Origin of the sequence: Microbacterium sp. 10M-3C3, from assembly GCF_003931875.1 — a bacterium.
Lineage (GTDB): Bacteria > Actinomycetota > Actinomycetes > Actinomycetales > Microbacteriaceae > Microbacterium.
Map to the genome: position 1 here is coordinate 3,035,501 of NZ_CP034245.1, position 24,870 is coordinate 3,060,370.

Below are 24,870 nucleotides of genomic sequence, written 5' to 3' on the forward strand. Positions count from 1 at the left end.
GCGTCGCGCCGGAAAAGGCGTTCGAGCCTGAATTCTGCGCGCGGTCAGCCAGAGCTGGCGCGCACGACGAGCTCGGCCGGCACGATCGCGGGAGCCGGGAGCGCGCCGCCCTCGACCTGCGCGACGACGGCCGCGACCGCGCGGCGGCCGAGCTCGGCGAAGTCCTGGCGCACCGTCGTGAGCGGCGGACGGAACTGCGCGGCGTCGACCAGGTCGTCGAAGCCGACCACCGCGACGTCGCCGGGCACGTCGCGGCCGGCGTCGGCGACGGCACGGAGCACCCCGAGCGCCATCTGGTCGTTCGCGACGAACACGGCCGTCGCGTCGCGCAGCGCGTCTGCGGCGGCGTATCCGGATGCGGCGGTCCAGTCGCCGCGCACCGGCTCGGGCGCGGGTGCCCCCGCCGCCGCCAGCGCCGCGCGCCAGCCGCGCTCGCGCTCGTCGGCGGCGAAGGAGCCGGCCGGACCGGCCACGTGGTGCACCGTGGCGTGCCCGAGGGAGAGCAGGTGCGCGACGGCGGCGGCGGCGCCACCCGCATGATCCGTGCCGACGACGGCGAACCGCGCGTCGGGGGGCGAGTCGACGACGACGACGGGGATCGCGGTGGGCACGTCGGCCGCGCGCGTGAGCGGCGTCGCCTCGTTGAGCACGACGACGCCGTCGACCTCCTGATCGATCAGCCGCGCGAACGCGTCGGCGACGCCGCCGTCGCCGCGGGCGATCGCGACCGCGAGTGCGTAGTCGCCGTCGGCGGCGACCTCGGCGATCGCTTCGAGCATGCGCGAGTTGCCGACCGACGCGAGGGTCGACACGACGACGCCGAGCGTGCGCGAGCGCCCGGTGCGCAGCGCGCGGGCGGCTCGGTGCATCCGGTACCCGAGCGCTGTCATCGACCGCTCGACGCGCGCCCGCGTGGCCGGGTCGACGCGCGGGCTGCCGTTCGCCACCCGCGACACCGTCTGCGCCGACACCCCCGCGTGGGCGGCCACGTCGGCCATCGACACTCGCGCCGCCATCCGCCCTCCCGCAGGTCGTGTTGACGATATCACGCCCGCGGTTTAGCGTGTTATCGTGAACACGGATGCGACGCGCGCGACGCTGCTCGGAGCCGGTGTCGTCAAGCGCCCCACACGCCTGGCCGACGGCCGCGAGCTCATCTACTACGACGACCCCGGAACGACGCTCGGCGAGGAGCGCGCCGTCGACGCCCGCCCGCTCGACCCGCGCCCCGCGACCGCGTCGATGCGGCAGGACCCGCTGACCGGCGACTGGATCTCGATCGCGTCGAACCGGCAGAACCGCGCGTTCCTCCCGCCCGCGCACCTCGACCCCCTCTCGCCGCAGACGCCGACGAACCCGTCGGAGATCCCGTCGACCTATGACGTGGCGGTGTTCGAGAACAAGTCGCCGTCGTTCGGTCCCGCGCTCGCGGCCGCCACGGGCGACGCGCCCGCGGCCGACGACGCACCGCTCGGGGTCGACGATCTCGCGCAGATCGGCCTCAACCGCACGCGCACGTCGGTCGGTCGCTGCGAGGTGGTGTGCTTCAGTCCCGCGCACGAGGGGTCGTTCGGCACACAGTCGGTCGTGCGCGCGCGCACGGTGATCGAGGCGTGGGCCGACCGCACCGCCGCGCTGTCGGCACTGCCGGGGGTCGAGCAGGTGTTCCCGTTCGAGAACCGGGGTCAGGAGATCGGCGTCACCCTGCCGCATCCGCACGGCCAGATCTACGCCTACCCGTACGTCACGCCACGCACCCGCCGCACGCTCGACGCAGTCGCGCGCACGTCGCCCGACCTGTTCGCGCGGATCCTCGACAGCGAGCGCGCCGGCGGCCGGATGGTGCTCGAGGGCGAGCACTGGAGCGCCTACGTGCCGTTCGCGGCGCGCTGGCCGATCGAGGTGCACCTCGTGCCGCACCGGCACGTCGCCGACTTCGCCGAGACGACCGACGCCGAGCGCACCGAGCTCGCCCCGCTGTACCTGCGGCTCCTGCGCGGCGTCGATGCGCTGTACGACACCCCGACGCCGTACATCGCGGCGTGGCACCAGGCGCCGGTGCGCGTCGGGCGCGACAGCCTGCGCCTGCACCTGGAGCTCACCTCGCCGCGCCGCGCCGCCGACAAGCTCAAGTACCTCGCCGGATCGGAGGCCGCCATGGGCGCCTGGATCGGCGACGTGACCCCCGAAGCGCAGGCCGAGCGCCTGCGCGCCGCCCTCGAGACCGTTCCGGAGGTGACGGCATGAGCGCCGTCGACGACGCCTGCGCCCTGCTCGCGACCCTGACCGACGCCGAGGCCGTGGGCGTGTGGTCGGCCCCCGGACGCGTGAACCTCATCGGCGAGCACACCGACTACAACGAGGGCTTCGTCCTTCCCTTCGCGATCGAGCACCGCACGGTCGCCGCCGTCGCCCTCCGCGACGACGACGTCGTCCGCGTCGCGTCGACCTTCGCCCAGGCGCCGGTCGAGGTCGACCTCGCCGACCTCGACGCCGCGATCGCGCGCGGCGGGCTGGACTGGGCCGCGTATCCGCTCGGGGTCGCGTGGGCGCTCCGCTCGGCCGCACCCGACGCGTCGCCGCGGGGCGTCGACATCGCCCTGGCGTCGGACGTGCCCGTCGGCGCCGGCCTGTCGTCGTCGGCCGCGATCGAGGGCGCCGTCGCCGGCGCGCTGAACGACGTGTGGGCCGCGGGGCTCGACCGCGTCGCGCTCGCGCGCGTCGGCCGCACCGCCGAGAACGACGCGGTCGGAGCGCCGACCGGGATCATGGACCAGATGGCGTCGATGCTCGGCGAGGCGGATGCGGCGACCTTCCTCGACTGCCGCACGCTCGAGGCGCACGAGGTCGACCTCGGCTTCACGGCCGCGGGCCTGAGGATCCTGGTGATCGACACGCTCGTGGCCCACGCGCATTCGTCCGGCGGCTACGCCGAGCGCCGCGCGTCGTGCGAGGAGGGCGCGCGCATCATGGGCGTCGCGGCCCTCCGCGACCTCGACGTCGCCGACCTCCCGCGCGCGCAGGAGCTGATGGACGACGTCACGTTCCGCCGCGTGCGGCACATCGTGACCGAGAACCAGCGCGTGCTCGACACCGTCGCGACGCTCGCCGCCGAGGGCCCGCGCGCGATCGGCGGCCTGCTCGTCGCGTCGCACGCGTCGATGCGCGACGACTTCGAGATCTCCGTCCCCGAGCTCGACCTCGCCGTCGACACGGCGCTCGCGGCCGGCGCGGTCGGCGCGCGCATGACCGGCGGCGGCTTCGGCGGCGCGGCGATCGCGCTCATCGACGCGGAGCTCGTGGAGTCCGCCGCATCCGCCGTGTCCGCGGCGTTCGCCGAGGCGGGCTTCCGCGCGCCGCGCACGTTCACGGTCGCCCCCTCGCGAGGCGCGGCCCGCGACGCCTGACGCCCGCCTGACGCCGAACCGGGGCACGACACGGCGTGCGGGGTGGCAGATGTGTCGGCGAGAATGCGGGGATGAGCGACTCCGCAGCGCCCGTCGTCCGCACGAGCCGGGGAGCCGTGCGCGGGATGCGCGTCGGCGGCACGCTGCGCTTCCTGGGCATCCCGTACGCGCAGCCGCCGGTCGGCCCGCTCCGGTTCGACGCGCCCGTGCCGCCCGAGCCGTGGGAGGGCGTGCGCGACGCGACCGCCTACGGCCCGACGCCGCAGCGCGGCGACACGGGCATCACGCTCATCCCCGAGCCGAGCATCCCCGGAGACGACACGCTCAGCGTCAACGTCTTCACCCCCGACACGGATGCGGCGCTCCCGGTGCTCGTGTACATCCACGGCGGCGGGTACGTCTCGGGCTCCCCCGCGAGCCCGTGGTACGACGGCGCGGCGTTCGCCCGCGACGGCGTCGTCACGGTGACGCTGTCGTACCGCCTCGGCTTCGACGGGTTCGGTGACATCGCCGGCGCGCCCTCCAACCGCGGCGTGCGCGACCAGCTGGCCGCCCTGGCGTGGGTGCGCGACGAGATCGCGGCCTTCGGCGGCGACCCCGGCCGTGTCACGATCGCGGGGCAGTCGGCGGGCGGGGCGGCGGTGCTCACCCTCCTCGGGCTGCCCTCCGCATCCGGGCTCTTCCATCGCGTGCTCGCGATCTCGCCCGCGATCACCGACGTGCGCCCCGACCTCGCCCGGCGGCGCACGGCGCGCCTCGCCGCGCTCGCCGGCGTGCCGGCCACGCGCGCGGGCTTCGCGACGATCGACGAGGAGCGCCTCCTCGACCTGCAGCGACAGCTGGAGAAGGCCGAGGGCGGCGACCGACTCGCGCCGATCCGCGATGTGCTCAGCGACGGGCTGCCGTGGGGCCCCGTCGTCGGCGGCGACCTCGTGCCGACGGGCACGCTCGACGCGATCCGCGCCGGCCGCGGCGCCGACGTGCCGCTCGTCGTCGGCAGCACCGACGACGAGTTCACGATGACGACCGACCGCTATCGGCGGGTGCTGCGCCTCGTTCCCGCCGGGCTCGCGCTCGCACGGCTCGGCGTCGAGCGCGCGACCCGCGACGCGTGGCTGCGCGCGAACCGGATGCAGCGGCGCAAGGGCACGGCCGCGACGCTCGGCCGGTTCGTCTCCGACCGCGTCTTCCGCTCGGGCGTCGCGGCGGCCGCCGCGGCTCGCGGCGCGGCGCCGACGTGGGTCTACCGCTTCGCGTGGCCCTCGCCCGTCATCGGGTGGGCATGCCACTGCCTCGACGTGCCGTTCTGGTTCGACGTGCTCGATGCGGCGGGCGTGCGCGAGATCGCGGGCGGCCCCCCGCCGCGCGGCCTCGCCGACCAGATGCACGCTGCTGCGGTGCAGCTGATCCGCGAGGGCGACCCGGGGTGGCCGGCGTGGTCGGAGCGCCCCGGCACGACGCGCGTGTTCGGCGGCGGCGCATCCGCTCCCGACGTCGTCTCCGACGGGTACGCGAGCGCGCTGCCGCTCGCGTGACGCCTCGGCCTCGCGCCGTGTCGGCGGGCGGGGCTACCGTGTCGCCATGACCCCCGAGGATGTGGTCCCGTGGCTGCTCGAGTCCGATCCGGCGCTGCGGTGGCAGGTGGAGCGCGATCTCGTCGGAGCGCCGCCCGAGGTGTGGCAGGCGACACGGGCGCGCGTCCCGCGGGAGGGCATGGCCGCCGTCGTGCTGGCGCACCAGGATGACGACGGGCAGTGGGCGGGCGGGGCGTACTTCCCGTCCGACTGGGACTGGAACAGCGACGAGAAGCAGCCGTGGACAGCGACGACGTGGTCGCTGAAGTCGCTGCGCGAGTGGGGTGTCGAGCCCGACGCGCTCCGACCCGGCACGGCCGAGCTGCTGCGGCAGAACTCGCGCTGGGAGTACGACGACCTGCCGTACTGGGACGGCGAGGTCGATGCGTGCATCAACGCCTTCACACTCGCGACCGGCGCCTGGCTGGGCACCGACGTGTCGCCGATCCGCCGGTTCTTCCTCGCCCGCCAGCTCGAGGACGGCGGCTGGAACTGCGAGTGGGTCGAGGGTGCGACGGTGTCGTCGTTCCCCTCCACGCTGAACTCCCTCGAGGGCATGCTCGACTACGAACGGCGCGTCGGCGGCGACGCCGAACTGGCCGCGGCGCGCCGCCGCGGCGAGGAGTATCTGCTCCGCCGCACGCTCCTGCACCGCCTCGCCACCGGCGACGTGCACGAGTGGGCGCTGCGGTTCGCCTATCCGTTCCGCGCGGAGTACACGGCCCTGCATGCCGTCGAGTACTTCCGTGCCGCCGCCGAGTACGCCGGCACGCCGCCCGACCCGCGCATCGCCGAGGCGATCGGGATCGTGCGCGGTGCGCGCGACGCCGACGGCACGTGGCATCAGGGCGCGCGGTACGGCGGGCGCGTGTGGGCCGAACAGGACGTGGCCGTGGGCGAGCCGTCGCCGTGGCTCACGTTCGTCGCGCTGCGCGTGCTCCGCTGGTGGGATGCGGCGCACGCGCAACCCTCCGCCGCCGCGGCCTGAGTCGTGCGACGCTGAGGTCATGCGCATCGCCCTCACCGGCTCGTCCGGAAAGCTCGGAACCGTCGTCGAGCAGCACCTTCGTGCCGCCGGGCACGACGTCCTCGCCCTCGACGTCGTCGGCGCCCGCCGCGACGGCGAGTTCGTCCAGGTCGACCTGACCGACTACGGGCAGGTCGTCGACGTCCTCGGCGGCGTCGGGGAGCGCGGCACCGCCCCGGATCCGCTCGACGCCGTCGTACACCTCGCCGCGGTGCCGGCGCCGGGCCTCCGCCCCGACGTCGCGACGTTCCACAACAACATGACGGCCACGTTCAACGTGTTCTGGGCGGCCGTGCGCCTGGGCGTGCGGCGGATCGTCTACGCCTCGAGCGAGACCGTGCTCGGCCTCCCCTTCGACGTGCCGCCGCCCTACATCCCGGTCGACGAGGAGCACGCGCCGCGCCCCGAGTCGGTGTACTCCCTCGTGAAGACGCTCGAGGAGCAGCTCGCGACCGAGCTCGTGCGCTGGCATCCGGAGCTGTCGATCACGGCGCTGCGCTTCTCGAACGTCATGGCGCCCGAGGACTACGCCGCGTTCCCCGCGTACGACGCCGACCCGCGCACGCGCAAGTGGAACCTGTGGGGCTACATCGACGCGCGCGACGGCGCGCACGCCGTCGAGCGCGCGCTCGAGGTCGCCCCGGCCGGCTTCGACCGCTTCATCATCGCCGCCGCCGACACCGTCTCGAACCGCCCGAACGCCGAGCTCGTCGCCGAGGTGTATCCCGACGTGCCGGTGCACGGCGAGCTCGGCGCGCACGACACGATGCTCTCGATCGCGAAGGCGCGCCGCCTCCTCGGCTACGCGCCGCAGCACTCGTGGCGCGACGGGATCAGCTGAGCGCGGGCACGACCTCGCGCGCGAACAGCTCGATGCCCGAGCGGTCGTACGCGGCCTCCGGGAAGTAGTGGATCGCATACCCGAGGCCGGCGCGCTGCCGCTCGGCGAGCCGCTCCGCGATCTGCTCGGGCGTGCCCACGGCGAGCGAGCCGCGGTAGTCCCGCTCGATCGCGGCGGCACGGTCGTCGCCGACGAACGGTCGCAGCCGCTCGACCACGGCGCGCACGCGATCGTCGACCTCGGCCTCGGTCGCGGCGACGATCGTGTTGAAGTTCGACGAGCGCGTGATGGCGTCGAAGTCGCGGCCGAGCGCGTCGCAGTGCCCGCGCAGGACCTCCGACTTGTGCGCGAACTCCTCGGGGCTGCCGGCGAAGTTCGTGTAGGCGGCGTACTGGGCCGCGATCCTGAGCGTCACCTTCTCGCCGCCGCCGGCGATCCACAGCGGCACGCCGCCGGGCTGCAGCGGCAGCGGCTGCACGATCGCGCCGTCGACGTCGTAGTACTTCCCCGCGAGGGTTGCGGAGCCGGTCGTCCACGCCTGGTGCATGATCTCGACGCCCTCGCGCAGGCGCCCGAGGCGCTCGGCGATCGGCGGGAACCCGTAGCCGTACGCGCGCCACTCGTGCTCGTACCATCCGCCGCCGATGCCCATCTCGGCACGGCCGCCGGAGACGGCGTCGACGGTCGCCGCGACCTTCGCGAGGTACGCCGGATTGCGGTATCCCATGCACGTGCACATCTGGCCGAGGCGGATGCGCTCGGTCGACGCCGCGAAGGCGGCCATCAGGGTCCAGGCCTCGTGCGTGGCCTCGCTGCTGGGCACCGGCGTGGTGTGGAAGTGGTCGTACACCCACAGCGACTCCCACGGGCCGGCGTCGGCGGCCTGCGCGAGCGACGACATGACGCGCCAATGGTCGGCCGGCTCGATGCCGACGAGGTCGAAGCGCCAGCCCTGGGGGATGAAGAGTCCGAATCGCATGCCTTCACCCTACGGATGCGGCAGACCACCGGCAGCCCGTTGACTCCCCCGCCGACGGTCCCTGCCGCTTGCGTGAATCGGCGGCTATACCGGGCCCGGTAGGCGCCGATTCACGCCCGTGGCACGGCGAGCACGGCGGCGTGAGGCATGCGGGCACGCATGATGGCCACCGCATCCGCGTTGTCGTCGACGAGCACGGCGTGGCGTCCGAGTGCGGCGGCGACGGCGCCGGTCGTGCCGCTGCCGGCGAAGAAGTCGAGCACGCGGTCGCCGGGGCGGCTCGAGGCCTGCACGATGCGGCGGAGGATTCCCTCGGGCTTCTGCGTCGGGTAGCCGGTCTTCTCCCGCCCCGACGTGGGCACGATCGTGTGCCACCACACGTCGGTGGGGAGCTTGCCGCGTGCGGCCTTCTCGGGCGTGACCAGGCCCGGCGCCATGTACGGCTCGCGGTCGACGGCGTCCGAGTCGAACCAGTACCGCTGCGGGTCCTTCACGTACACGAGGATCGTGTCGTGCTTGGTCGGCCAGCGGCGGCGCGTCTTCGCACCGTAGTCGTACGCCCACACGATCTCGTTGAGGAACCGCTCGCGTCCGAACAGGGCGTCCAGCAGCACCTTCGCGTAGTGCGCCTCGCGGTAGTCCAGGTGGACGTAGAGGGTGCCGTCGTCGGCGAGCAGCCGCCACGCCTCCACCAGCCGCGGCTCGAGGAACCCCCAGTAGTCGTCGAACCGGTCGTCGTACGCACGCAGGTCGCCGCGCAGCCGCGCGTAGTCGCGGCCGTGGAAGCCGCGCCGCACCGCGGGCGGTGCCGCCGCATCCGTCTCCGCCGGCGACGTATTCAGGCCGGGCGTCGACCCGGCGGGATCGGCGGCGCGGAAGGACGCGGGTCCACCGTCCGCCGCATCCGGCTCAGCCTGAGTACGTGACGGGGCGTGGCGGGCGGTCTCGACGGCGCGGGAGCGCGCACGGCCGGTGTTGAACGGCGGGTCGAGGTAGACGAGCGCGAACGCGCCGTCGGGGTAGCCCGCCGCGACGGCGAGGTTGTCGCCGTGGTGGATCGTGACGGTCCCGGGCGGATGCGGCGCATCGGGGCCGGGCGGATGCGGCGCATCGGGGCCGCGCCGATGCGGCGCATCGGGGCCCGGCGGATGCGGCGCGCTCACGGCACGCGGCGCAGCCACGCGTCCGTGGCGAACTTCGTCGCCACGAGCTGCTCGGCCTCGGCGTACTCCTCGTCGCTGATGGTGCCGGGCACCGCGCCGTAGAGCTTCGTGAAGGTGTCGATGAAGCGCTCGATGATCGCCTCGCGCGACAGGCCGGTCTGGCTGCGGAGCGGATCGACGCGCTTGGCCGCCGACACGGTGCCCTTGTCGCTGAGCTTCTCGCGGCCGATGCGCAGCACGTCGGTCATGACGGCGCCGTCCATGTCGTAGCTGAGGGTGGCGTGGTGCAGCACGCCGCCGTTGGCGAGGCGCTTCTGCGCAGCGCCGCCGATCTTGCCGTGCGGCCCGGCGATGTCGTTGAGCGGCTGGTACACCGCGTCGATGCCGAGGGAGCGCAGCGCCTGCAGCACCCAGTCGTCGAGGAACGCATACGAGTCGGCGAAGGTCATGCCCGCGACGAGCGAGGCCGGCACGTACAGCGAGTACGTCACGATCGAGTTCGCGGCCATGAGCATCGCCCCTCCGCCGGAGATCCGGCGGACGACGTCGAACCCGTGCCGCGCAGCGCCGTCGGGGTCGACCTCGTTGCGCAGCGACTGGAACGACCCGATGACCACGGCGTTCTCGTCCCACTCCCACAGCCGCAGCGTGGGGTTGCGCCGACCGTCGCCGACGCGCGTCGTGAGCACCTCGTCGAGCGCGAGGTTCATGCGGGGCGAGACGGGGCGCTCGTGCACGACCTCCCACGTGAAGTCGCCCCATCCCGGCGCCGTGATGAGGGCGCGGCGCACGGCGGTGCCGACGGCCTCGGGGGTGAAGCCGAGCAGCTGCGCCCCGTCGGGCAGGGCGGCGCGCACCGCGGCGGCGATCGTGGCGACGTCGGCCTCGACCGGCAGGCCGTTGACGGCGGCGTCGATGTCATCGAGCGCCGAGTCCGGCTCGAGGAAGAAGTCGCCCGCGAGGTGGAACCCGGCGATGCGCCCGTCCTGCTCCTCGAGGTCGACGACGACGAGCTTCCCGCCGGGCACCTTGTATTCGCCGTGCATGGCTCTCATGCTAGGCCGCGGCGCCAGGGCCTACGACCGGCCGGCGCGCTCAGCGCGGGGCGAGCAGGGTGCCGAAGGCGCCGAGCGTGCGCTCGAGGGCGACGGCGGGTTCGAGGAGCCACTGGATCTGCAGACCGTCGGATGCGGCGATCAGCAGTGCCGCGATCTCGTCGGCGTCGACGTCGCCGCGCACGGTCCCCGCCGCCTGCTCGGCGCGCAGCTGCGCGGCGAGCTGCACGCGCAGGTCGGCGAAGCGACGCGCGATGAAGCCGCGTGCGGCATCGCTGTCGGATTCGAGGGCGTTGGCCACGAGCGTCGAGTACAACTCGACGAGCCCCGGAACGGCGACGTTCCGGCTGGCCGCATGGGTGAGCCCCTCCACCGGGCCGAGCTCGGTCGCCGAGGCCATCTGCCGTGCGGCGTGGTCGTAGACGGCGACGAGCAGCTGCTCGCGGGAGTCGAAGTAGTGCAGGAGCGCCGCGTGCGAGACGTCGAGGGCCCGCGCGATGCTGCGCAGCGACGCGCCGCTCGCGCCGCGCTCGGCGAACACCGTGATCGCACGGTCAAGGATCTCGCGCCGGCGCGCGACGCCCTTCGCGTACGCACCCTCGCGGCCGAGCGCCGCGCCGTCGGGCACGGCGGTCGCGTCATCCGTGGGCACGGGCTCAGTGTACGGGACAGAAAACGACCACTGGTCAGTTTTTGTGGTAGCTTTCGAGCGACGGCGCCGTCCGGCGCCGCCTCGACGATGCAGGAAGGAAGGCCCGATGGCACTGCCCGTCGCTTCCGTGCAGCTGTACAGCCTGGCGGCGGAGTTCTCCGCCGACCCGCAGGGCTCCCTCGACCGTCTGGCCGCCCTCGGGCTGCGCCACGTGGAGGCGTTCGACTTCGTGCGGCGGCCCGACGAGGTCCGCGCCGCGCTGGATGCGAGCGGGCTGGACTCCCCCACCGGTCACGCGCCGCTGCTGTCGGACGAGCTGTGGACGCCCGACGGGTCGATCCCCACCCCCGCCCCCGAGGTGGTCTTCGAGGCGGCCGCGACGATCGGCATGACGACCGTGATCGACCCGTTCGTCGACCCGGCGCGCTGGCTCACCGAGGAGGGCGTCGCCGACATCGCCGAGCGCCTGAACCGCGCGGCCGACACCGCCGCATCCTTCGGCCTGAGCGTCGGCTACCACAACCACGCGCAGGAGTTCGTCGCCTCCTTCGGCGGCGTGACGGCGTTCGAGCGCTTCGTGTCGCTCACCGACGAGCGCGTCGCGATCGAGCTCGACCTGTTCTGGGCCCTCACGGGCGACCAGGACGTGCCCGCCCTCGTCGAGCGGCTGGGCTCGCGCCTGACCGCCGTCCACGTGAAGGACGGCGTCGTGCCGCGCCCCAACCCCTTCGCCCCGGGCGCCGAGCGCCTGTCGACCGACGTCCTCGACCAGCGGCGCCCCGGCCAGGGCGACGTGCCCCTCGCGGCGGCCCTCGAGGCCGGACGCGGCGCCATCCGCTACGCCGTGATCGAGTACGACCGCCCGCCGGGCGACGTGTTCGACGACATCGCCGCGAGCCTCGCGTTCCTCACCGAGGGCGGGTTCGTCCGATGACCGGGCCGGTCGGAATCGGCGTCATCGGCGCGGGGGTCATCAGCGACACGTACCTCGAGAACCTCACGACGTTCCCCGACGTCGAGGTGCTCATCGTGGGCGACCTGTTCCCCGAGCGCGCCCGGGAGAAGGCCGACGCGCACGGCGTGCCCGCCGCGGGCACCGTCGACGACGTGCTCGCCCACCCCGGCGTGCAGGTCGTCGTGAACCTCACGATCCCCGCCGCCCACATCGAGATCTCCGCGGCCGCGGTCGCCGCCGGCAAGCACGTGTGGACCGAGAAGCCGCTGGGTCTCGACCGCGAGGGCTCGGCTCGGCTGCTGCGGGATGCGGCGGCGGCGGGCGTGCGCATCGGCTCGGCGCCCGACACGGTGCTCGGCCCCGGCTTCCAGTCGGCCAAGCGCGCGATCCTCGCGGGGGTCATCGGGCGGCCGCTGTTCGCGCAGACCGCGTTCCAGACGCAGGGGCCCGATCTGTGGCACCCGAGCCCGCAGTTCCTGTTCGCCCGAGGTGCGGGACCGCTCCTGGACATGGGCCCGTACTACCTCACGGCTCTCGTGAGCCTGCTCGGGCCGGTCGACCGGGTCGCGGCGGCGGGCCTGAAGGCCCGCGAGGAGCGCGTCATCCACACCGGCCCCGACGCGGGCACGACCTTCGCGGTCGAGGTGCCCTCCACGGTGCAGATGCTCACGGTGTTCGAGAGCGGGCAGCAGGCGCAGAGCCAGCTGTCGTTCGACTCCGCGCTGGAGCGCCATGGCGTGTTCGAGGTGCACGGCACCGAGGGGTCGATCGTGATCCCCGACCCCAACCGGTTCGAGGGCGTGTCGCGCTCCGTGAAGCCGCTCGGCGTCATCCGTGACGGCATGTCGTTCGAGCAGGAGTGGATCGACCTGCCGCAGGAGGGCACGGTCGTCGGCCGGGGCCTCGGGCTCCTGGACATGGTGCGCGCGATCGCCGAGGATCGTCCGCACGTGGCGACGGGCGAGCTCGGCTATCACGTGCTCGACGTCATGCTCTCCGCGGCCGAATCCGCCGATTCGGGCGCGTTCGTGACGGTCGACAGCACGCTGGCCGCCCCCGTGCCCGTCGTGCCGGCCGGCTTCGACCCCTTCGCGCGCACGCTCTGACCGCGCAGAATTCAGGCCCAGCAGGCGCCGGAAGGCCGCATCCGGCCGTCACCGACGGCTGGGCCTGAATTCTGAACCGCGCGCGCCGCTCAGACGCCGACGATGCGGTGGAGGGTCTCGGGCGAGAGCGCGTGCTCGAGCGCGAGCACGCCGGCGCCGATCACCGCGGCGTCCTCGGCGGCCGTGGAATGCACGATCGCGAGCCGCTCGGTCGCGAGCGGCGTCGAGCGGGTGTAGACGACCTCGCGCACCCCCGCGATGAGGTGCTCGCCGACCCGCGCCATCGATCCGCCGATCGCGATGACCGACGGGTTGAGCAGGCTCACGCTCGCCGTGAGCACCTCGCCGATGTCGCGGCCCGCCTGCCGCACCGCGTGGATCGCGTCGATGCTGTTGTGCTTGACGAGGTCGACGACGTCGTCGGACGAGTGCGCGTCGATGCCGCGCTCACGCAGCGTCCGCGCGATCGCGGGTCCGGATGCCAGCGCCTCGAGGCACCCGCGGCTGCCGCAGTGGCACGGCACGTCCGCGCCGCGGGCGACGCGCACGTGCCCCAGGTCGCCGGCGACGCCCTGCGCGCCGCGCAGCAGCCGCCCGCCCGATATGACGCCGGCGCCGATGCCCGTGGCGACCTTCACGAAGATGAGGTGCTCGGTGTCGCGCCACCCCACCGCGCACTCGCCGAGCGCCATGAGGTTCACGTCGTTGTCGACGAGAGCGGGCGCGTCGAGGTGCTGCGCCATCCAGCCGGGCACGTCGAAGCGGTCCCACCCGGGCATGATCGGAGGGTTGATCGGCTGCCCCGTCGAGTGGAGCACCGGCCCCGGCAGGCCCACGCCGATCGCCGCCAGGTCGCGCTCGGTGCGACCGGTGCGGGAGAGCAGGTCGTGGAGCATCGCGACGACGCGCTCGAGCACCGCGACGGGACCCTCGGCGACGTCGAGCGGCTCGCTCACCTTCTCGAGCACGCTGCCGACGAGGTCGATGAGCGCCACCGTCGCGTGCGACGCACCGATGTCGACCGCGCCCATGACGCGCCCGCCCGGGTTCAGGGCGAACTGCGACGAGGGTCGCCCGCCGGTGGACACCGCATCCGCGACGGGAGCGATGAGGCCCATCCGCATGAGCTCGTCCACGCGGGCGGCGACCGTCGAGCGGGCCAGGCCCGTCGCCTGGGCGAGCTGCGCCCGGGTGCGCGGGGCCCCGTCGCGCAGCAGCTGGAAGAGCTCGGTGACACCCGCGCTGCCGGCCGGCGCTCCGCCGCTCATGAGGACCACGACCCCAGTGAACCACGTGGGCGCCGGGCCGACGACCGCGGCGGCACGGGGATCACGTCGTGCGCACGTCCGTGCGGGCGAACCGCTGCTGGAGCAGCACCGCGATGACGATGATGACGCCCTTGGCCACCGCCTGCACCGAGGACGACAGGTTGTTCTGCACGAAGACGTTGGTGAGCGTGGAGAAGATGAGCACGCCGAGGACGGTGCCGGTGATCGTGCCGCGGCCACCGGCGAGCAGCGTGCCGCCGACGACCACGGCGGCGATCGCGTCGAGCTCGTACAGCGTGCCGTGCGTCGAGGTGCCCGAGGTGGTGCGACCGAGGATCATCACGGCGCCGATGCCGGCGGTGAGGCCCGACAGGGCGTAGAGCCACACGATGTGCCGCTTGACGTTGATGCCCGCGAGGCGCGCGGCCTCGCGGTTGCCGCCGATCGCGACGGTGCGTCGGCCGAAGGTCGTGCGGTTGAGCAGGATCCACCCGCCGACCGCGACCAGCACGAAGATCCAGATGAGCATGTCGACGCCGAGGAAGTCGGCGTTCAGCGCCGACACGAACGCACGCGAGTCGACGATGAGGGTGCGCCGCTCGGCGAGGATCTCGGCGAGACCGCGCGCGGCGACCAGCATCGCGAGGGTCGCCATGAACGCGACGACCTTGCCGTACGCGATCACGACGCCGTTGATCAGGCCCGCCGCGACGCCGACGGCGAGGGCGATGACGACCATGACGATCCAGTGCGTGCTGGCAACGACGTCCTGCACCGCCGCGAGCGTCGCCACGATCGAGGCCAGACCGAGGACGGAGCCCACCGACAGGTCGATGCCGCCGGAGATGATGACGAAGGTCATGCCGATGCTCACGACGCCGATGATGGAGGCCTGCCGGAGGATCACCAGCACGTTGCTGATGCTCGTGAACGAGTCGCCCGACGTGACCGCGCCCACGATGAAGATCACCAGCAGCGCGACGACGAGGCCCAGGTTGCGGCCGAGGGACCCGCGGAGCAGCCGGCGCGCGAGCGGGGGCCGGGACGACGGTTCACCGGGCGACGACGATGTCGCGACGGCGGGGATGGTCTGCTCGCTCACGCGGCAGCTCCTTTCATGACGAGGTCGAGCACGCCGTGCTCGTCGATCTGGGAAGCGGGGAGGGTCTCGAGGACGCGGCCCTCGGCGACGACGAGCACGGTGTCGGAGAGCCCGAGCACCTCCTCGATCTCGCTCGAGACGACGACGATCGCGTTGCCGGCGGCGGCGAGGTCGCGGATGAGGGCGTAGATCTCCGCGCGCGCGCCGACGTCGACGCCGCGGGTGGGCTCGTCCAGCAGCAGCACGCGCGTGCCGTGGACGAGCCAGCGGGCGAGGAGGATCTTCTGCTGATTGCCGCCGGACAGCGTCGCGGCGGGACGGTCGGGGTCGGCCGGGCGCAGCTCGAGCGCCTCGATCTGCTCGCGCGCGACGCGTCGCTCGGCGCGCTCGTCGAGGAAGCCGCCGCGCGCGAAGCGGCCGAAGGTCGAGAGCGTCACATTCACGGTGATGGGCTCAGACAGCACGAGGCCCTGGCTCTTGCGCTCCTCGGGCGAGAGCCCGATGCCCGCGGCGACGGCCGCCGGCACGGAGCCGGGGCGCAGCACCCGCTCGCCCACGCGCACCGACCCGCTCGTGGCCCGGCGGGCGCCGTAGACGGTCTCGAGGATCTCCGAGCGCCCGGAGCCGACGAGCCCCGCGAGCCCTACGACCTCGCCCGCGCGCACCGAGAACGACACGTCGTCGAAGACGCCCGCGAGCCCGAGCGCCTGCACGTCGAGGACGACCGGCGCGCCGGGCGCGATGGGCGGGCGGGCAGGGAAGACGTTCTCGACGGCGCGGCCGGTCATGAGGCGGATGAGCTCGGCCGTGGGGGTGTCGGACACCGGGAGACCCACCGCAGTGGAGCGGCCGTCCTTGAGCACCGTGATGCGGTCGCCGATCTGGCGGATCTCCTCGAGGCGGTGCGTGATGTAGACCACCGCGATGCCGGCAGCGGTGAGCTCGCGCACGACGTGGAAGAGGTTCTTGACCTCCTCGGTGTCGAGCACGGCCGACGGCTCGTCCATGATGATGAGCCGGATGTCGTGCGACAGTGCGCGGGCCATGCTGACGATCTGCTTGTTGGCCGCGCTCAGCTCGCCGACCTCGGTGTGCGGCGAGAGCGACCCGTGGCCGAGCCGCTTGAGCAGATCGCGCGTGCGTGCCGCCGCCTCCGAGCGCCGGCTGAATCCGCCGCGCGCGAGCTCGTGGCCGAGAAAGACGTTCTCGGCGATCGTGAGGCCGTCGACGACGTCGAGCTCCTGGTACATCGTCGCGATGCCGAGGGCCAGCGCCGCCTGCGGGTCGGGGATCTCGACGTCTTCCCCGTTCCAGCGGATGACGCCGTCGTCGGGTCGGTGCGCGCCGGCGAGCATCTTGATGAGCGTCGATTTTCCGGCGCCGTTCTGGCCGAGCACGCAGTGCACCTCGCCCGCCCGCACCTCCAGGTCGACGCCCTTCAGGGCCGCGACCCCCGCGAAGCTCTTGGTCGCGCCGCGCACATCCAGTAATGCCGGCGAGTGGTCATCTTTGATCACGGAGCAGACAATACACATCGCCGGCCCCCTGCGCGACCATCCGCGGTGAAGGATTCGCTCGGAGGCGACTCCGATGCGCAACGTCGTCATCGGCGGAATTCCGCACTCGCCGTCACCGCCGCGGGACTTTCGACGGATCGAAAACAAAAGTTGACCTTTCGCCGACCCGTTCAGTACCGTGACGCTGTCAGCGACGACGAGGCTCCCCGCCCGCATGCGGAGGCAGTCGCTGACTGCATCGCATTCAAGGAGGAAACATGCATTCACTGCGCACTGCGCGCACGCGGGCCCTCGTGGCCGGCGGCGCGGCGCTGGCGGCCATCGCCCTGCTGGCCGGCTGCACCCAGGGGGCCGACGAAGCGGACGTCGTCGACCAGGGCACGACGAGCGAGGAGAACGCCGCCGCGGGCGACACCGTCACCATCGGCTTCTCGGGCCCCGCGGCCGACCACGGCTGGCTGGGCGCGATCAACTCCGGCGCCCTCGCCGCCGCCGAGAGCTTCCCCGACGTCGACCTCAAGGTCGCCGAGGGCACGAACGACGTCAACGCGCAGATCGCCGCCGTCGAGACCTTCATCAACGACGGCGTCGACGCGATCGTCCTGCTGCCCAGCGACGGCGCGGCCTTGACCGAGGTCGCGATCAAGGCCATGGAGGCCGGCATCCCCGTCATCAACGTCGACCGCGAGTTCTCGAGCCCGTTCGCCGCCCGCACGACCGTGCTCGGCGACAACTACGGGATGGGCGTGAGCGCCGGCACCTACATCTGCGAGCAGCTGGACGGCAAGAGCGACGCCGTGGTCGCCGAGATCGCGGGCATCGACTCCCTGCCGCTCACGCAGGACCGCTCGCAGGGCTTCGCCGACGCGCTGGAGGACTGCGGGCTCGAGGTGAGCGCGCGCGTCGCCGCCGACTTCACGGTGCAGGGCGGCGAGTCCGCGGCCTCGCAGCTGCTGTCGGCCAACCCGCAGATCGACGCCATCTGGAACCACGACGACGACCAGGGCATCGGCGTGCTCGCCGCGATCGACGCGGCCGGCCGCGACGAGTTCTTCATGGTCGGCGGCGCCGGCTCGCGCAACGCGATGGAGGCGATCCAGGCCGATGACACGGTGCTGAAGGCGACGGTCATCTACCCGTCGACCCAGGCCGCCGACGGCATCGCGCTCGCCCGCCTCATCGCGCAGCAGAAGACGATGAGCGACATCATCACGCCGAGCGTCGCGAACCGGATCGTGCTGGACGCCCCGGTCGTGACGAAGGACAACGTCGCCGACTTCATCGACCTGGCGTTCGAGTCCTGACACCTCGCGGGGGCGCACGACCCGGGCGCACCACCCCGGGCGGGCGCCCCCGCATCCGTCCTACGAAAGGATCCCCCGTGACCACTCCCCCGCTGCGCGTCGCCATGATCGGCCACGGCTTCATGGGCGCCGCCCACTCGCAAGGCTGGCGCGTCGCGCCCCGCTTCTTCGATCTACCGCGTGCGGTGGAGATGGCGGTGGTGGTCGGGCGCAATGCGCAGGCGGTGGCGGATGCGGCGGCGAAGTGGGGGTGGGCGGAGTCGGCGACGGACTGGCGTGCGGTGATCGCGCGGGACGACATCGATGTCGTGGACATCGTGACGCCGGGTGATTCGCACGCCGAGATCGCGATCGCGGCGCTTCAGGCGGGCAAGCACGTGCTGTGCGAGAAGCCGCTGGCCAACACGGTCGCGGAGGCCGAGGCGATGACCGAGGCCGCCGAGCGTGCCGCGGAGCGCGGCATCCGGAGCATGGTCGGCTTCACCTACCGCCGCGTTCCCGCGGCCACCTTCGCACGCGACCTCGTCGCCGCCGGCCGCATCGGCGACGTGCGCCAGGTGCGCGCCGAGTACCTGCAGGACTGGCTGTCGGATGCCGACGCCCCGCTCACGTGGCGCCTGCAGAAGGATCGCGCCGGGTCGGGTTCGCTCGGCGACATCGGCGCGCACGCGATCGACCTCGCCGAGTACATCACGGGCCTGCACGTCGAGCGTGTCTCGGGCATCCTCGAGACCCTCGTCGCCGAGCGTCCGCTCATGGCGGAGGGCATCGGCCTCTCCGGCACGGCGTCGAGCGAGCGCGGGGCGGTCACGGTCGACGACGTCGCCCTGTTCACGGGGCGTCTCTCGGGCGGCGCGCTCGCGTCGTTCGAGGCGACGCGATTCCGCACCGGGCGCAAGAACGCGCTGCGCGTGGAGGTGTCGGGATCGACCGGCGCCCTGTCGTTCGACCTCGAGCGCATGAACGAGCTCGAGTTCTACGACGCGACGGCGCCCGACACCGAGCTCGGCTTCCGCCGCATCCTGGTCACCGAGCACGACCACCCTTACCTCGCGCCGTGGTGGCCGACCGGTCACATGCTCGGGTACGAGCACGGCTTCAGCCACCAGGTCGTCGACTTCGTCACCGCGATCGCCGACGGCACCCAGCCGCGCCCCTCGTTCGGCGACGGCCTCCACATCCAGCGCGTCCTCGACGCGGTCGAGCGCAGCTCCGAGCACGGCAGCGCGTGGCTCGACGTCGAGTGAACCGCATCCACCCAGAAGGGAATCGCATGTCTCGTCCGATCACGTTGTTCACCGGTCAGTGGGCTGATCTGCCGTTCGAGGAGGTGGCTCGTCTTGCTGGTGAGTGGGGGTATGACGGGTTGGAGATCGCGTGCTGGGGGGATCATCTGGATGTGTCGCGGTGGGATGACGCGGCGTATGTGCAGTCCCGCAAGGACGTCCTGGAGCGCAACGGGTTGGGAGTGTTCGCGATCGCGAACCATCTGACGGGGCAGGCGGTGTGCGATGACCCGATCGATCAGCGTCACCGCGACATCCTCTCGGACCGGGTGTGGGGCGACGGCGACCCGGAGGGGGTGCGGGCGCGGGCGGCGGAGGATCTGAAGGACACCGCCCGGATGGCCGCAGCCTTGGGCGTGTCCACGGTGACCGGGTTCAGTGGGTCGTCGATCTGGAAGTACGTGGCGATGTTCCCGCCCGCCTCGCAGGAGATGATCGACGCCGGGTACGCGGACTTCGCGGAGCGGTGGAATCCGATCCTGGACGTGTTCGAACAGGTCGGGGTGCGGTTCGCGCTCGAGGTGCACCCCTCGGAGATCGCGTACGACTACTGGACCGCCAAGCGCACCCTGGAAGCGATCGGGCACCGGGGCAGTTTCGGGTTCAACTTCGACCCGTCGCACTTCGTGTGGCAGCAGCTGGACTCGGTGGCGTTCGTGCTGGATTTCGCGGAGCACATCTTCCACGTGCACTGCAAGGAGTCCGTCACCAACCTCGACGGCCGCAACGGTGTCCTCGGCTCGCACCTGTCCTGGGACAACCCGCGGCGGGGGTGGACGTTCGTGTCCACCGGGCACGGCGCGGTGCCGTGGGAGCCGATCTTCCGCGCCCTCAACGCGATCGGATACGACGGCCCCACCTCCGTCGAATGGGAGGACGCCGGCATGGACCGCCTCGTCGGCGGCCCCGAAGCCCTCGCCTTCGTCCGCAAACTCGCCCAGATCACCCCACCCCACCAACTCTTCGACGCCGCCTTCAGCTCCAAGTAGCCCGCGGCTCGCGTGAATCGGCGCCTATCCGTGGTCGGGTAGGCGCCGATTCCCGCACGTGGGCACGGGGAAGGGTCAGGCGCGGGCGGGGAAGCGCGCGTCGAGCCACGCGAGGAGGTCGGCGCGCACGTCGGCCTGCGCGACCTCGTTGAAGATCTCGTGCCGCGCGCCGGGGTACACGAGCGTCGTGACGTCGGTGAGTTCCGACCGCGTGCGGTACGCCTCCGCGAGGCGGTGGACGCTCCGCGGTCCGCCGACGGTGTCGTCGCGGCCGACCAGGAGCAGCACGGGCACGTCGTGCCCCGCGGCCTCCGCGAGCCCCCGCCGCGGACGGCCGAAGAGCCGCGCCGACTCGACGAGGCCGAACAGGCGCCGCAGCGGCACGACGGTCGTCAGCGGGTCGTCCACGAACGCCTGCCCGACGGCGGTGTCGCTCGAGAGCCACTGCAGTCCGTGACCGCCTTCGTGCCGCCACGGCTTGTTGAGGTCGCCGGCGTTCAGCGCGCCCGGGACGCGCAGCGCCGAGCCGCTGAGCACGACGGCATCGTAGGCATCCGGATGCCGGTTCAGGAGGATCTGCGCGAGGAACGACCCCCACGAATGCCCGAGGAGGACGAGCGGCAGGTCGGGGTGGGCGGCGCGGATGCGCTCGGTGAGCATCCACACCGCATCGACGGCCGCGCCGTGTCCGCCGGTGCCGAGCCGGCCGAGCTGGGACGCATCTCCGCCGTGCTGGCGCATGCCGGTGCGCCCGTGGCCGCGGTGATCGTCGGCGTACACGGTGTACCCCGCGTCGACGAGAGCCGCGATCAGTGCGCCGTACCGGCCGGCATGTTCGCCGACGCCGTGCAGCAGCTGGACCACCGCGCGCGGCCGCGCCGCTTCGGCGACGTCGTAGACGATGGCGACCCCGTGCGCATCGACGAACTCGGGCATGCCGCGAGTCTAGGGCGCGCGTGCCGGGAGGGGCGGCGCACGTCGCGGCGCCGCCGCCGACTTTCTTTAGCAAAGCTAATGAGCTATGCTAACTATTCGCATGAAGACGTCGACGACTCCCCCCGAATCGCACGAGCTCAGCGCCCACGCCACCGAGATCCGGATGGCGACGTTCCGCCTCGCGCGGCGGCTGCGCGCTCAGCGCGCCGTCGACACGATGAGCGACGGACAGTTCGCGGTGCTCGCCGCCCTGAAGGTGCACGGACCGCACACCCTCGGCGAACTGGCCGAACGCGAGCGCGTCACCGCACCCTCGATGAACCGCACGGTGGGTGCGCTCGAGGAGGCGGGACTGCTTTCGCGCATGCAGGCCGATCACGATCGCCGCAAGGTGACGATCGATCTGACCCCCGCCGGCCTCGACGTCGTCGAGGAGACCGTGCGCCGCCGCGACGCATGGCTCGAGGAGGCGCTCGGCGAGCTGTCGAAGGCCGACCGCGCCCTGCTCGTGCGCGCCGCCGACGTCATGAGGAGGCTGGCCGAGCGATGACCGCGATGTTCCGCTCCTTCGGCGTCTTCAACTACCGCGTGTGGTTCATCGGCGCCCTCATCTCCAACATCGGCCAGTGGATGCAGGCGACCGCGCTCAGCTGGGTCGTGCTCACGCAGCTGACCGACAACGACGCCGCTGCGATGGGCGTGACGATGGCGCTGCAGTTCGCACCCCCGCTCCTGCTCGTGAGCCTCACGGGCTGGGTGGCCGACCGCTTCGACCGCCGGCACCTGCTCTTCGTCACGCAGGGCTCGCTCATGGTGCTCGGCCTCGCTATCGGCGCCCTGATCCTCCTGGGCGTCATGACCCTCCCGCTCATGTACGCCTTCGCGCTCGCGCTCGGGGTCGTCGCGGCCTTCGACAACCCCGCCCGTCAGGCCTTCGTCTCCGACGTCGTCTCACGCGAGATCGCGTCGAACGCGGTGGCGCTGAACTCGGCGTCGTTCAACGGCGCCCGGATGCTGGGACCCGCCGTCGCGGGCGTCGTGATCGTGGTCGTCGGCACCGGCTGGGTCTTCCTCATCAACGCCGCGACCTTCCTCGCGATGATCACCGCGCTGAGCCTCATCCGCACGCACGAGCTCGCGCCCCGCGCGCACAACGCGGGTGCCGCGCGGCTGGCCGACGGCTTCCGCTACGTCGAGCGACGCCCCGATCTCGTCGTGACGTTCGCAATGGTCTTCCTCATGGGCGCCTTCGGCATGAACTTCCCGATCTTCGCGTCGACGATGGCGCTGGAGTTCGGGCAGGAGGCCGACGGCTATGGCCTGCTCAGCTCGATCGTCGCGATCGGGTCGCTCGCCGGTGCCCTGCTCGCCGCCCGCCGCGACCGGGCGCGCATCCGCGTCGTCATCGCCGGCTCGGCGCTGTTCGCGGTGGTCGCGCTCGTCTCGGCCTTCACCCCGACGTACTGGACGTACGCGCTCACCCTCGTCTTCACCGGCTTCGCGGTCGTCACGATGCTCACGACCGCGAACGGCTACGTGCAGACCACGACCGACCCGGCCTTGCGCGGCCGCGTGCTCGCGCTCTATGTCGCGATCCTCATGGGCGGCACGCCGATCGGCGCCCCGATCGTCGGCTGGGTGGCCGCCGAGTTCGGCCCGCGCGTCGCGATCCTCGTCGGCGCGGCGGCCGCGGTCGTCGCCTTCGGCATCGGCGCGACGTGGCTCATCGTGTCGGGCCGGCTGCACCGTCACGCCGAGCGGCGGTTCCGCCTCACGATCGACGAGACGCGGCCGCTCGCCGTGATCCCGCCCGAGGAGTTCTCCGACGAGGTCGCCGGCACGACGCCCGTGCGCGTGCCGCCCCGCGGCCCCGGCTCCATCCGCCACGCGCGCTGACCCGCGGCCCGGCCGAGCCCCGCTGCATCCGTTCGCTCGTCGTATCTCGCGCGGAATCGCCACGGCGCGCACGGTTATACGCCGAGCGAGCGGACGGGGCAAGGCGTGACACCCGGAGATATCGCTAGATAAGCTAGGAATATGCCTCAGGTGTCTGCGCGCCGCCGATGGGCGGGCCTCGTCTTCATCAGCATCGCCGTGTCGCTGATCATCGTCGACTCCACGATCGTCAACGTCGCCGTGCCGTCGATCGTCGACGACCTCGGCATCTCGTCGACCGAGGTCCAGTGGGTGCAGGAGGCGTACACGCTCGTGTTCGCCGCGCTGCTGCTCGTCTTCGGCAGCCTCGCCGACCGCTTCGGCCGACGGCGACTCATGCTCACGGGTGTGGCGATCTTCGCCCTCGCGTCGATCGCCGCGGCGCTCGCACCCACCGGGAGCCTCCTCATCCTGTCGCGCCTCGTGCAGGGCGTCGGCGGCGCGATGATCCTCCCGACGACCCTGTCGCTCATCAACGCGACCTTCCGCGGCCGGGAGCGCGGCATCGCGTTCGCGGTGTGGGGGTCGACGATCGGCGGCATGGCCGCGGTCGGCCCCCTCCTCGGCGGCTGGCTCACCACCGCGTTCTCGTGGCGCTGGGCCTTCGGCATCAACATCCCGCTCGGCGTCGTCATCGTCGTCGGCGTGCTCCTCACGGTCGCCGAGTCGCGCAGCGACCGCGCGCAGGGCATCGACGTCGTGGGCGCCGTGCTGTCGGTCATCGCGATGGGCGGCCTCGTGTTCGGACTCATCGAAGGCCGCACGTACGGCTGGTGGCTCGTCGACACGCGCCCGCAGGTCGGCGACTGGTCGTGGCCGTGGGACCTCTCCCCCATCCCGATCGCCTTCGCGGTCGCCGTCGTCGCCCTCGTCGCGTTCATCGTGTGGGGCGTGCGCCGCCAGCGCGCCGGGAAACCGACCCTCCTCGCGCTCCGGCTCTTCGCCATCCCGTCGTTCCGCAACGGCAACATCGCCGCCACCGTCGTCTCGCTCGGCGAGTTCGGCATCATCCTCGCCCTGCCGCTGTGGCTGCAGTTCGTTCTCGGCTTCGAGGCGGTGCAGACGGGGCTGCTGCTCCTCGCCCTCGCGATCGGGTCGTTCGTGGCCAGCGGCGCGGCCGGCGCGCTCAGCGGCAAGGTCGCCCCGGTGTGGGTGGTGCGCGTCGGCCTCGCGGCGGAGATCATCGGCGTCGGCGGCATCGCGTTCGTGATCGCCCCGGATGCCTCGTGGTTCGCGCTCGTTCCGTTCCTCTTCGTGTACGGCTTCGGCGTCGGGCTCGCGACGGCCCAGCTCACCGGGGTCGTCCTCGCCGATGTCCCGGTGTCGGACAGCGGCCAGGCCTCGGGCACGCAGTCGACGTCGCGCCAGCTCGGCGCCGCACTGGGCGTCGCGGTCCTCGGCACGGTCCTCTTCTCGAGCACGGCGGGCGTGCTGGCGGCCAAGCTCGACGACCGCGGCCTCCCCGCCGAGCAGCGCGACCAGGTGGTGTCGGCCGTCGTCGACAGCGCCGGCGCGGCGATCGCGGGACTCGAGAAGTCTCCGCAGACGGCGGATGCGGCGACCGACGCCAAGGCGGCCTTCTCCGACGGCACGCGCGCCGCCGCGTTCACCGCCGCCGGGTTCCTGGCGCTCGGCCTGCTCTCGACGATCTCGCTCGGGTCCGCCGCATCCGCCCCCGCCCGCCGCGAGGAGGAGCCCGCGCCCGCCGCGTGAGCCGTCTCGCGCGACCCCGGCTCGCGCGAGCCCGTCTTGCGGGAATCGGCGGCTACCCGGC

General features: G+C 72.8%; 22 protein-coding genes. 13 read left to right on the forward strand and 9 right to left on the reverse strand.

Annotated features, from left to right (window positions below; translation table 11 throughout):
* Window positions 1-44: 44 nt before the first annotated feature.
* Window positions 45-1,016, reverse strand: coding sequence for a substrate-binding domain-containing protein (locus EI169_RS14745; RefSeq protein ID WP_164515513.1), 972 nt, complete (start codon window positions 1,014-1,016; stop codon window positions 45-47).
* A 55-nt stretch (window positions 1,017-1,071) separates the two neighbouring features.
* Between EI169_RS14745 and galT the strand changes: the two genes are divergently transcribed.
* From galT to EI169_RS14770, 5 genes are all read left to right on the forward strand, one after another.
* Complete coding sequence (gene galT / locus EI169_RS14750) at window positions 1,072-2,247, forward strand: galactose-1-phosphate uridylyltransferase (RefSeq protein WP_125132994.1); 1,176 nt, start codon at window positions 1,072-1,074, stop codon at window positions 2,245-2,247.
* Window positions 2,244-3,407 (forward strand): galactokinase, encoded by a 1,164-nt coding sequence (gene galK, locus EI169_RS14755; RefSeq protein ID WP_125132995.1) that lies wholly within the window; start codon window positions 2,244-2,246, stop codon window positions 3,405-3,407. Before galT ends, galK begins: the two co-directional genes overlap by 4 nt.
* A gap of 71 nt (window positions 3,408-3,478) precedes the next feature.
* Complete coding sequence (locus tag EI169_RS14760) at window positions 3,479-4,942, forward strand: carboxylesterase family protein (protein ID WP_125132996.1); 1,464 nt, start codon at window positions 3,479-3,481, stop codon at window positions 4,940-4,942.
* 46 nt (window positions 4,943-4,988) lie between these two features.
* Window positions 4,989-5,969, forward strand: coding sequence for a squalene cyclase (locus EI169_RS14765; protein WP_125132997.1), 981 nt, complete (start codon window positions 4,989-4,991; stop codon window positions 5,967-5,969).
* A gap of 19 nt (window positions 5,970-5,988) precedes the next feature.
* Entirely contained in the window at window positions 5,989-6,849 is an 861-nt protein-coding gene (locus tag EI169_RS14770; RefSeq protein ID WP_125132998.1) for an NAD(P)-dependent oxidoreductase, read from the forward strand.
* Here EI169_RS14770 and EI169_RS14775 read toward each other — a convergent pair.
* The 4 genes from EI169_RS14775 to EI169_RS14790 form a co-directional block, all read right to left on the reverse strand.
* Window positions 6,842-7,828 carry an LLM class F420-dependent oxidoreductase gene (locus tag EI169_RS14775; protein WP_125132999.1) on the reverse strand — a complete coding sequence of 329 codons (987 nt, stop codon included), beginning with the start codon at window positions 7,826-7,828 and terminating at the stop codon, window positions 6,842-6,844. The two genes, EI169_RS14770 and EI169_RS14775, sit on opposite strands and share 8 nt — an antisense overlap.
* 110 nt (window positions 7,829-7,938) lie before the next feature.
* Window positions 7,939-8,886 (reverse strand): site-specific DNA-methyltransferase, encoded by a 948-nt coding sequence (locus EI169_RS14780; protein WP_240640744.1) that lies wholly within the window; start codon window positions 8,884-8,886, stop codon window positions 7,939-7,941.
* A 101-nt stretch (window positions 8,887-8,987) separates the two neighbouring features.
* Complete coding sequence (locus tag EI169_RS14785) at window positions 8,988-10,037, reverse strand: biotin/lipoate A/B protein ligase family protein (protein WP_125133000.1); 1,050 nt, start codon at window positions 10,035-10,037, stop codon at window positions 8,988-8,990.
* A gap of 49 nt (window positions 10,038-10,086) precedes the next feature.
* Window positions 10,087-10,698 carry a TetR/AcrR family transcriptional regulator gene (locus EI169_RS14790; RefSeq protein ID WP_125133001.1) on the reverse strand — a complete coding sequence of 204 codons (612 nt, stop codon included), beginning with the start codon at window positions 10,696-10,698 and terminating at the stop codon, window positions 10,087-10,089.
* A 106-nt stretch (window positions 10,699-10,804) separates the two neighbouring features.
* On the opposite strand from EI169_RS14790, the gene EI169_RS14795 reads away from it, so the two are divergent.
* Window positions 10,805-11,632: a sugar phosphate isomerase/epimerase gene (locus EI169_RS14795; RefSeq protein ID WP_125133002.1), complete on the forward strand. Its 828-nt coding sequence runs from the start codon at window positions 10,805-10,807 to the stop codon at window positions 11,630-11,632.
* Window positions 11,629-12,759: a Gfo/Idh/MocA family oxidoreductase gene (locus EI169_RS14800; protein WP_125133003.1), complete on the forward strand. Its 1,131-nt coding sequence runs from the start codon at window positions 11,629-11,631 to the stop codon at window positions 12,757-12,759. Before EI169_RS14795 ends, EI169_RS14800 begins: the two co-directional genes overlap by 4 nt.
* Before the next feature lie 89 nt (window positions 12,760-12,848).
* Here EI169_RS14800 and EI169_RS14805 read toward each other — a convergent pair whose 3' ends face one another.
* The 3 genes from EI169_RS14805 to EI169_RS14815 form a co-directional block, all read right to left on the reverse strand.
* Window positions 12,849-14,027 carry an ROK family transcriptional regulator gene (locus EI169_RS14805; protein ID WP_125133516.1) on the reverse strand — a complete coding sequence of 393 codons (1,179 nt, stop codon included), beginning with the start codon at window positions 14,025-14,027 and terminating at the stop codon, window positions 12,849-12,851.
* Between the two features lie 61 nt (window positions 14,028-14,088).
* On the reverse strand, window positions 14,089-15,048 hold the full coding sequence (locus EI169_RS14810; protein ID WP_240640745.1) for an ABC transporter permease: 960 nt from the start codon (window positions 15,046-15,048) through the stop codon (window positions 14,089-14,091).
* 77 nt (window positions 15,049-15,125) lie between these two features.
* Window positions 15,126-16,646 (reverse strand): sugar ABC transporter ATP-binding protein, encoded by a 1,521-nt coding sequence (locus tag EI169_RS14815; RefSeq protein ID WP_240640477.1) that lies wholly within the window; start codon window positions 16,644-16,646, stop codon window positions 15,126-15,128.
* 257 nt (window positions 16,647-16,903) lie between these two features.
* On the opposite strand from EI169_RS14815, the gene EI169_RS14820 reads away from it, so the two are divergent.
* From EI169_RS14820 to EI169_RS14830, 3 genes are all read left to right on the forward strand, one after another.
* The gene (locus EI169_RS14820; RefSeq protein WP_125133006.1) at window positions 16,904-17,950 is read left to right on the forward strand and encodes a substrate-binding domain-containing protein; all 1,047 of its coding nucleotides are present in this window, start codon (window positions 16,904-16,906) and stop codon (window positions 17,948-17,950) included.
* A gap of 104 nt (window positions 17,951-18,054) precedes the next feature.
* Window positions 18,055-19,197: a Gfo/Idh/MocA family oxidoreductase gene (locus EI169_RS14825; protein ID WP_125133517.1), complete on the forward strand. Its 1,143-nt coding sequence runs from the start codon at window positions 18,055-18,057 to the stop codon at window positions 19,195-19,197.
* Window positions 19,198-19,223: 26 nt separating this feature from the next.
* Window positions 19,224-20,225, forward strand: a complete 1,002-nt coding sequence (locus tag EI169_RS14830; RefSeq protein ID WP_125133007.1) for a sugar phosphate isomerase/epimerase family protein — start codon at window positions 19,224-19,226, stop codon at window positions 20,223-20,225.
* A gap of 75 nt (window positions 20,226-20,300) precedes the next feature.
* Here EI169_RS14830 and EI169_RS14835 read toward each other — a convergent pair whose 3' ends face one another.
* On the reverse strand, window positions 20,301-21,161 hold the full coding sequence (locus EI169_RS14835) for an alpha/beta fold hydrolase (RefSeq protein WP_125133008.1): 861 nt from the start codon (window positions 21,159-21,161) through the stop codon (window positions 20,301-20,303).
* Between the two features lie 100 nt (window positions 21,162-21,261).
* Between EI169_RS14835 and EI169_RS14840 the strand changes: the two genes are divergently transcribed.
* The 3 genes from EI169_RS14840 to EI169_RS14850 all read left to right on the forward strand — a co-directional run bounded on the left by EI169_RS14840 (window position 21,262) and on the right by EI169_RS14850 (window position 24,809).
* Window positions 21,262-21,711, forward strand: coding sequence for a MarR family transcriptional regulator (locus EI169_RS14840; RefSeq protein ID WP_240640478.1), 450 nt, complete (start codon window positions 21,262-21,264; stop codon window positions 21,709-21,711).
* Window positions 21,708-23,057: an MFS transporter gene (locus tag EI169_RS14845; RefSeq protein ID WP_125133010.1), complete on the forward strand. Its 1,350-nt coding sequence runs from the start codon at window positions 21,708-21,710 to the stop codon at window positions 23,055-23,057. Before EI169_RS14840 ends, EI169_RS14845 begins: the two co-directional genes overlap by 4 nt.
* Before the next feature lie 141 nt (window positions 23,058-23,198).
* Entirely contained in the window at window positions 23,199-24,809 is a 1,611-nt protein-coding gene (locus EI169_RS14850; RefSeq protein ID WP_205783827.1) for an MFS transporter, read from the forward strand.
* Window positions 24,810-24,870: the final 61 nt, after the last annotated feature.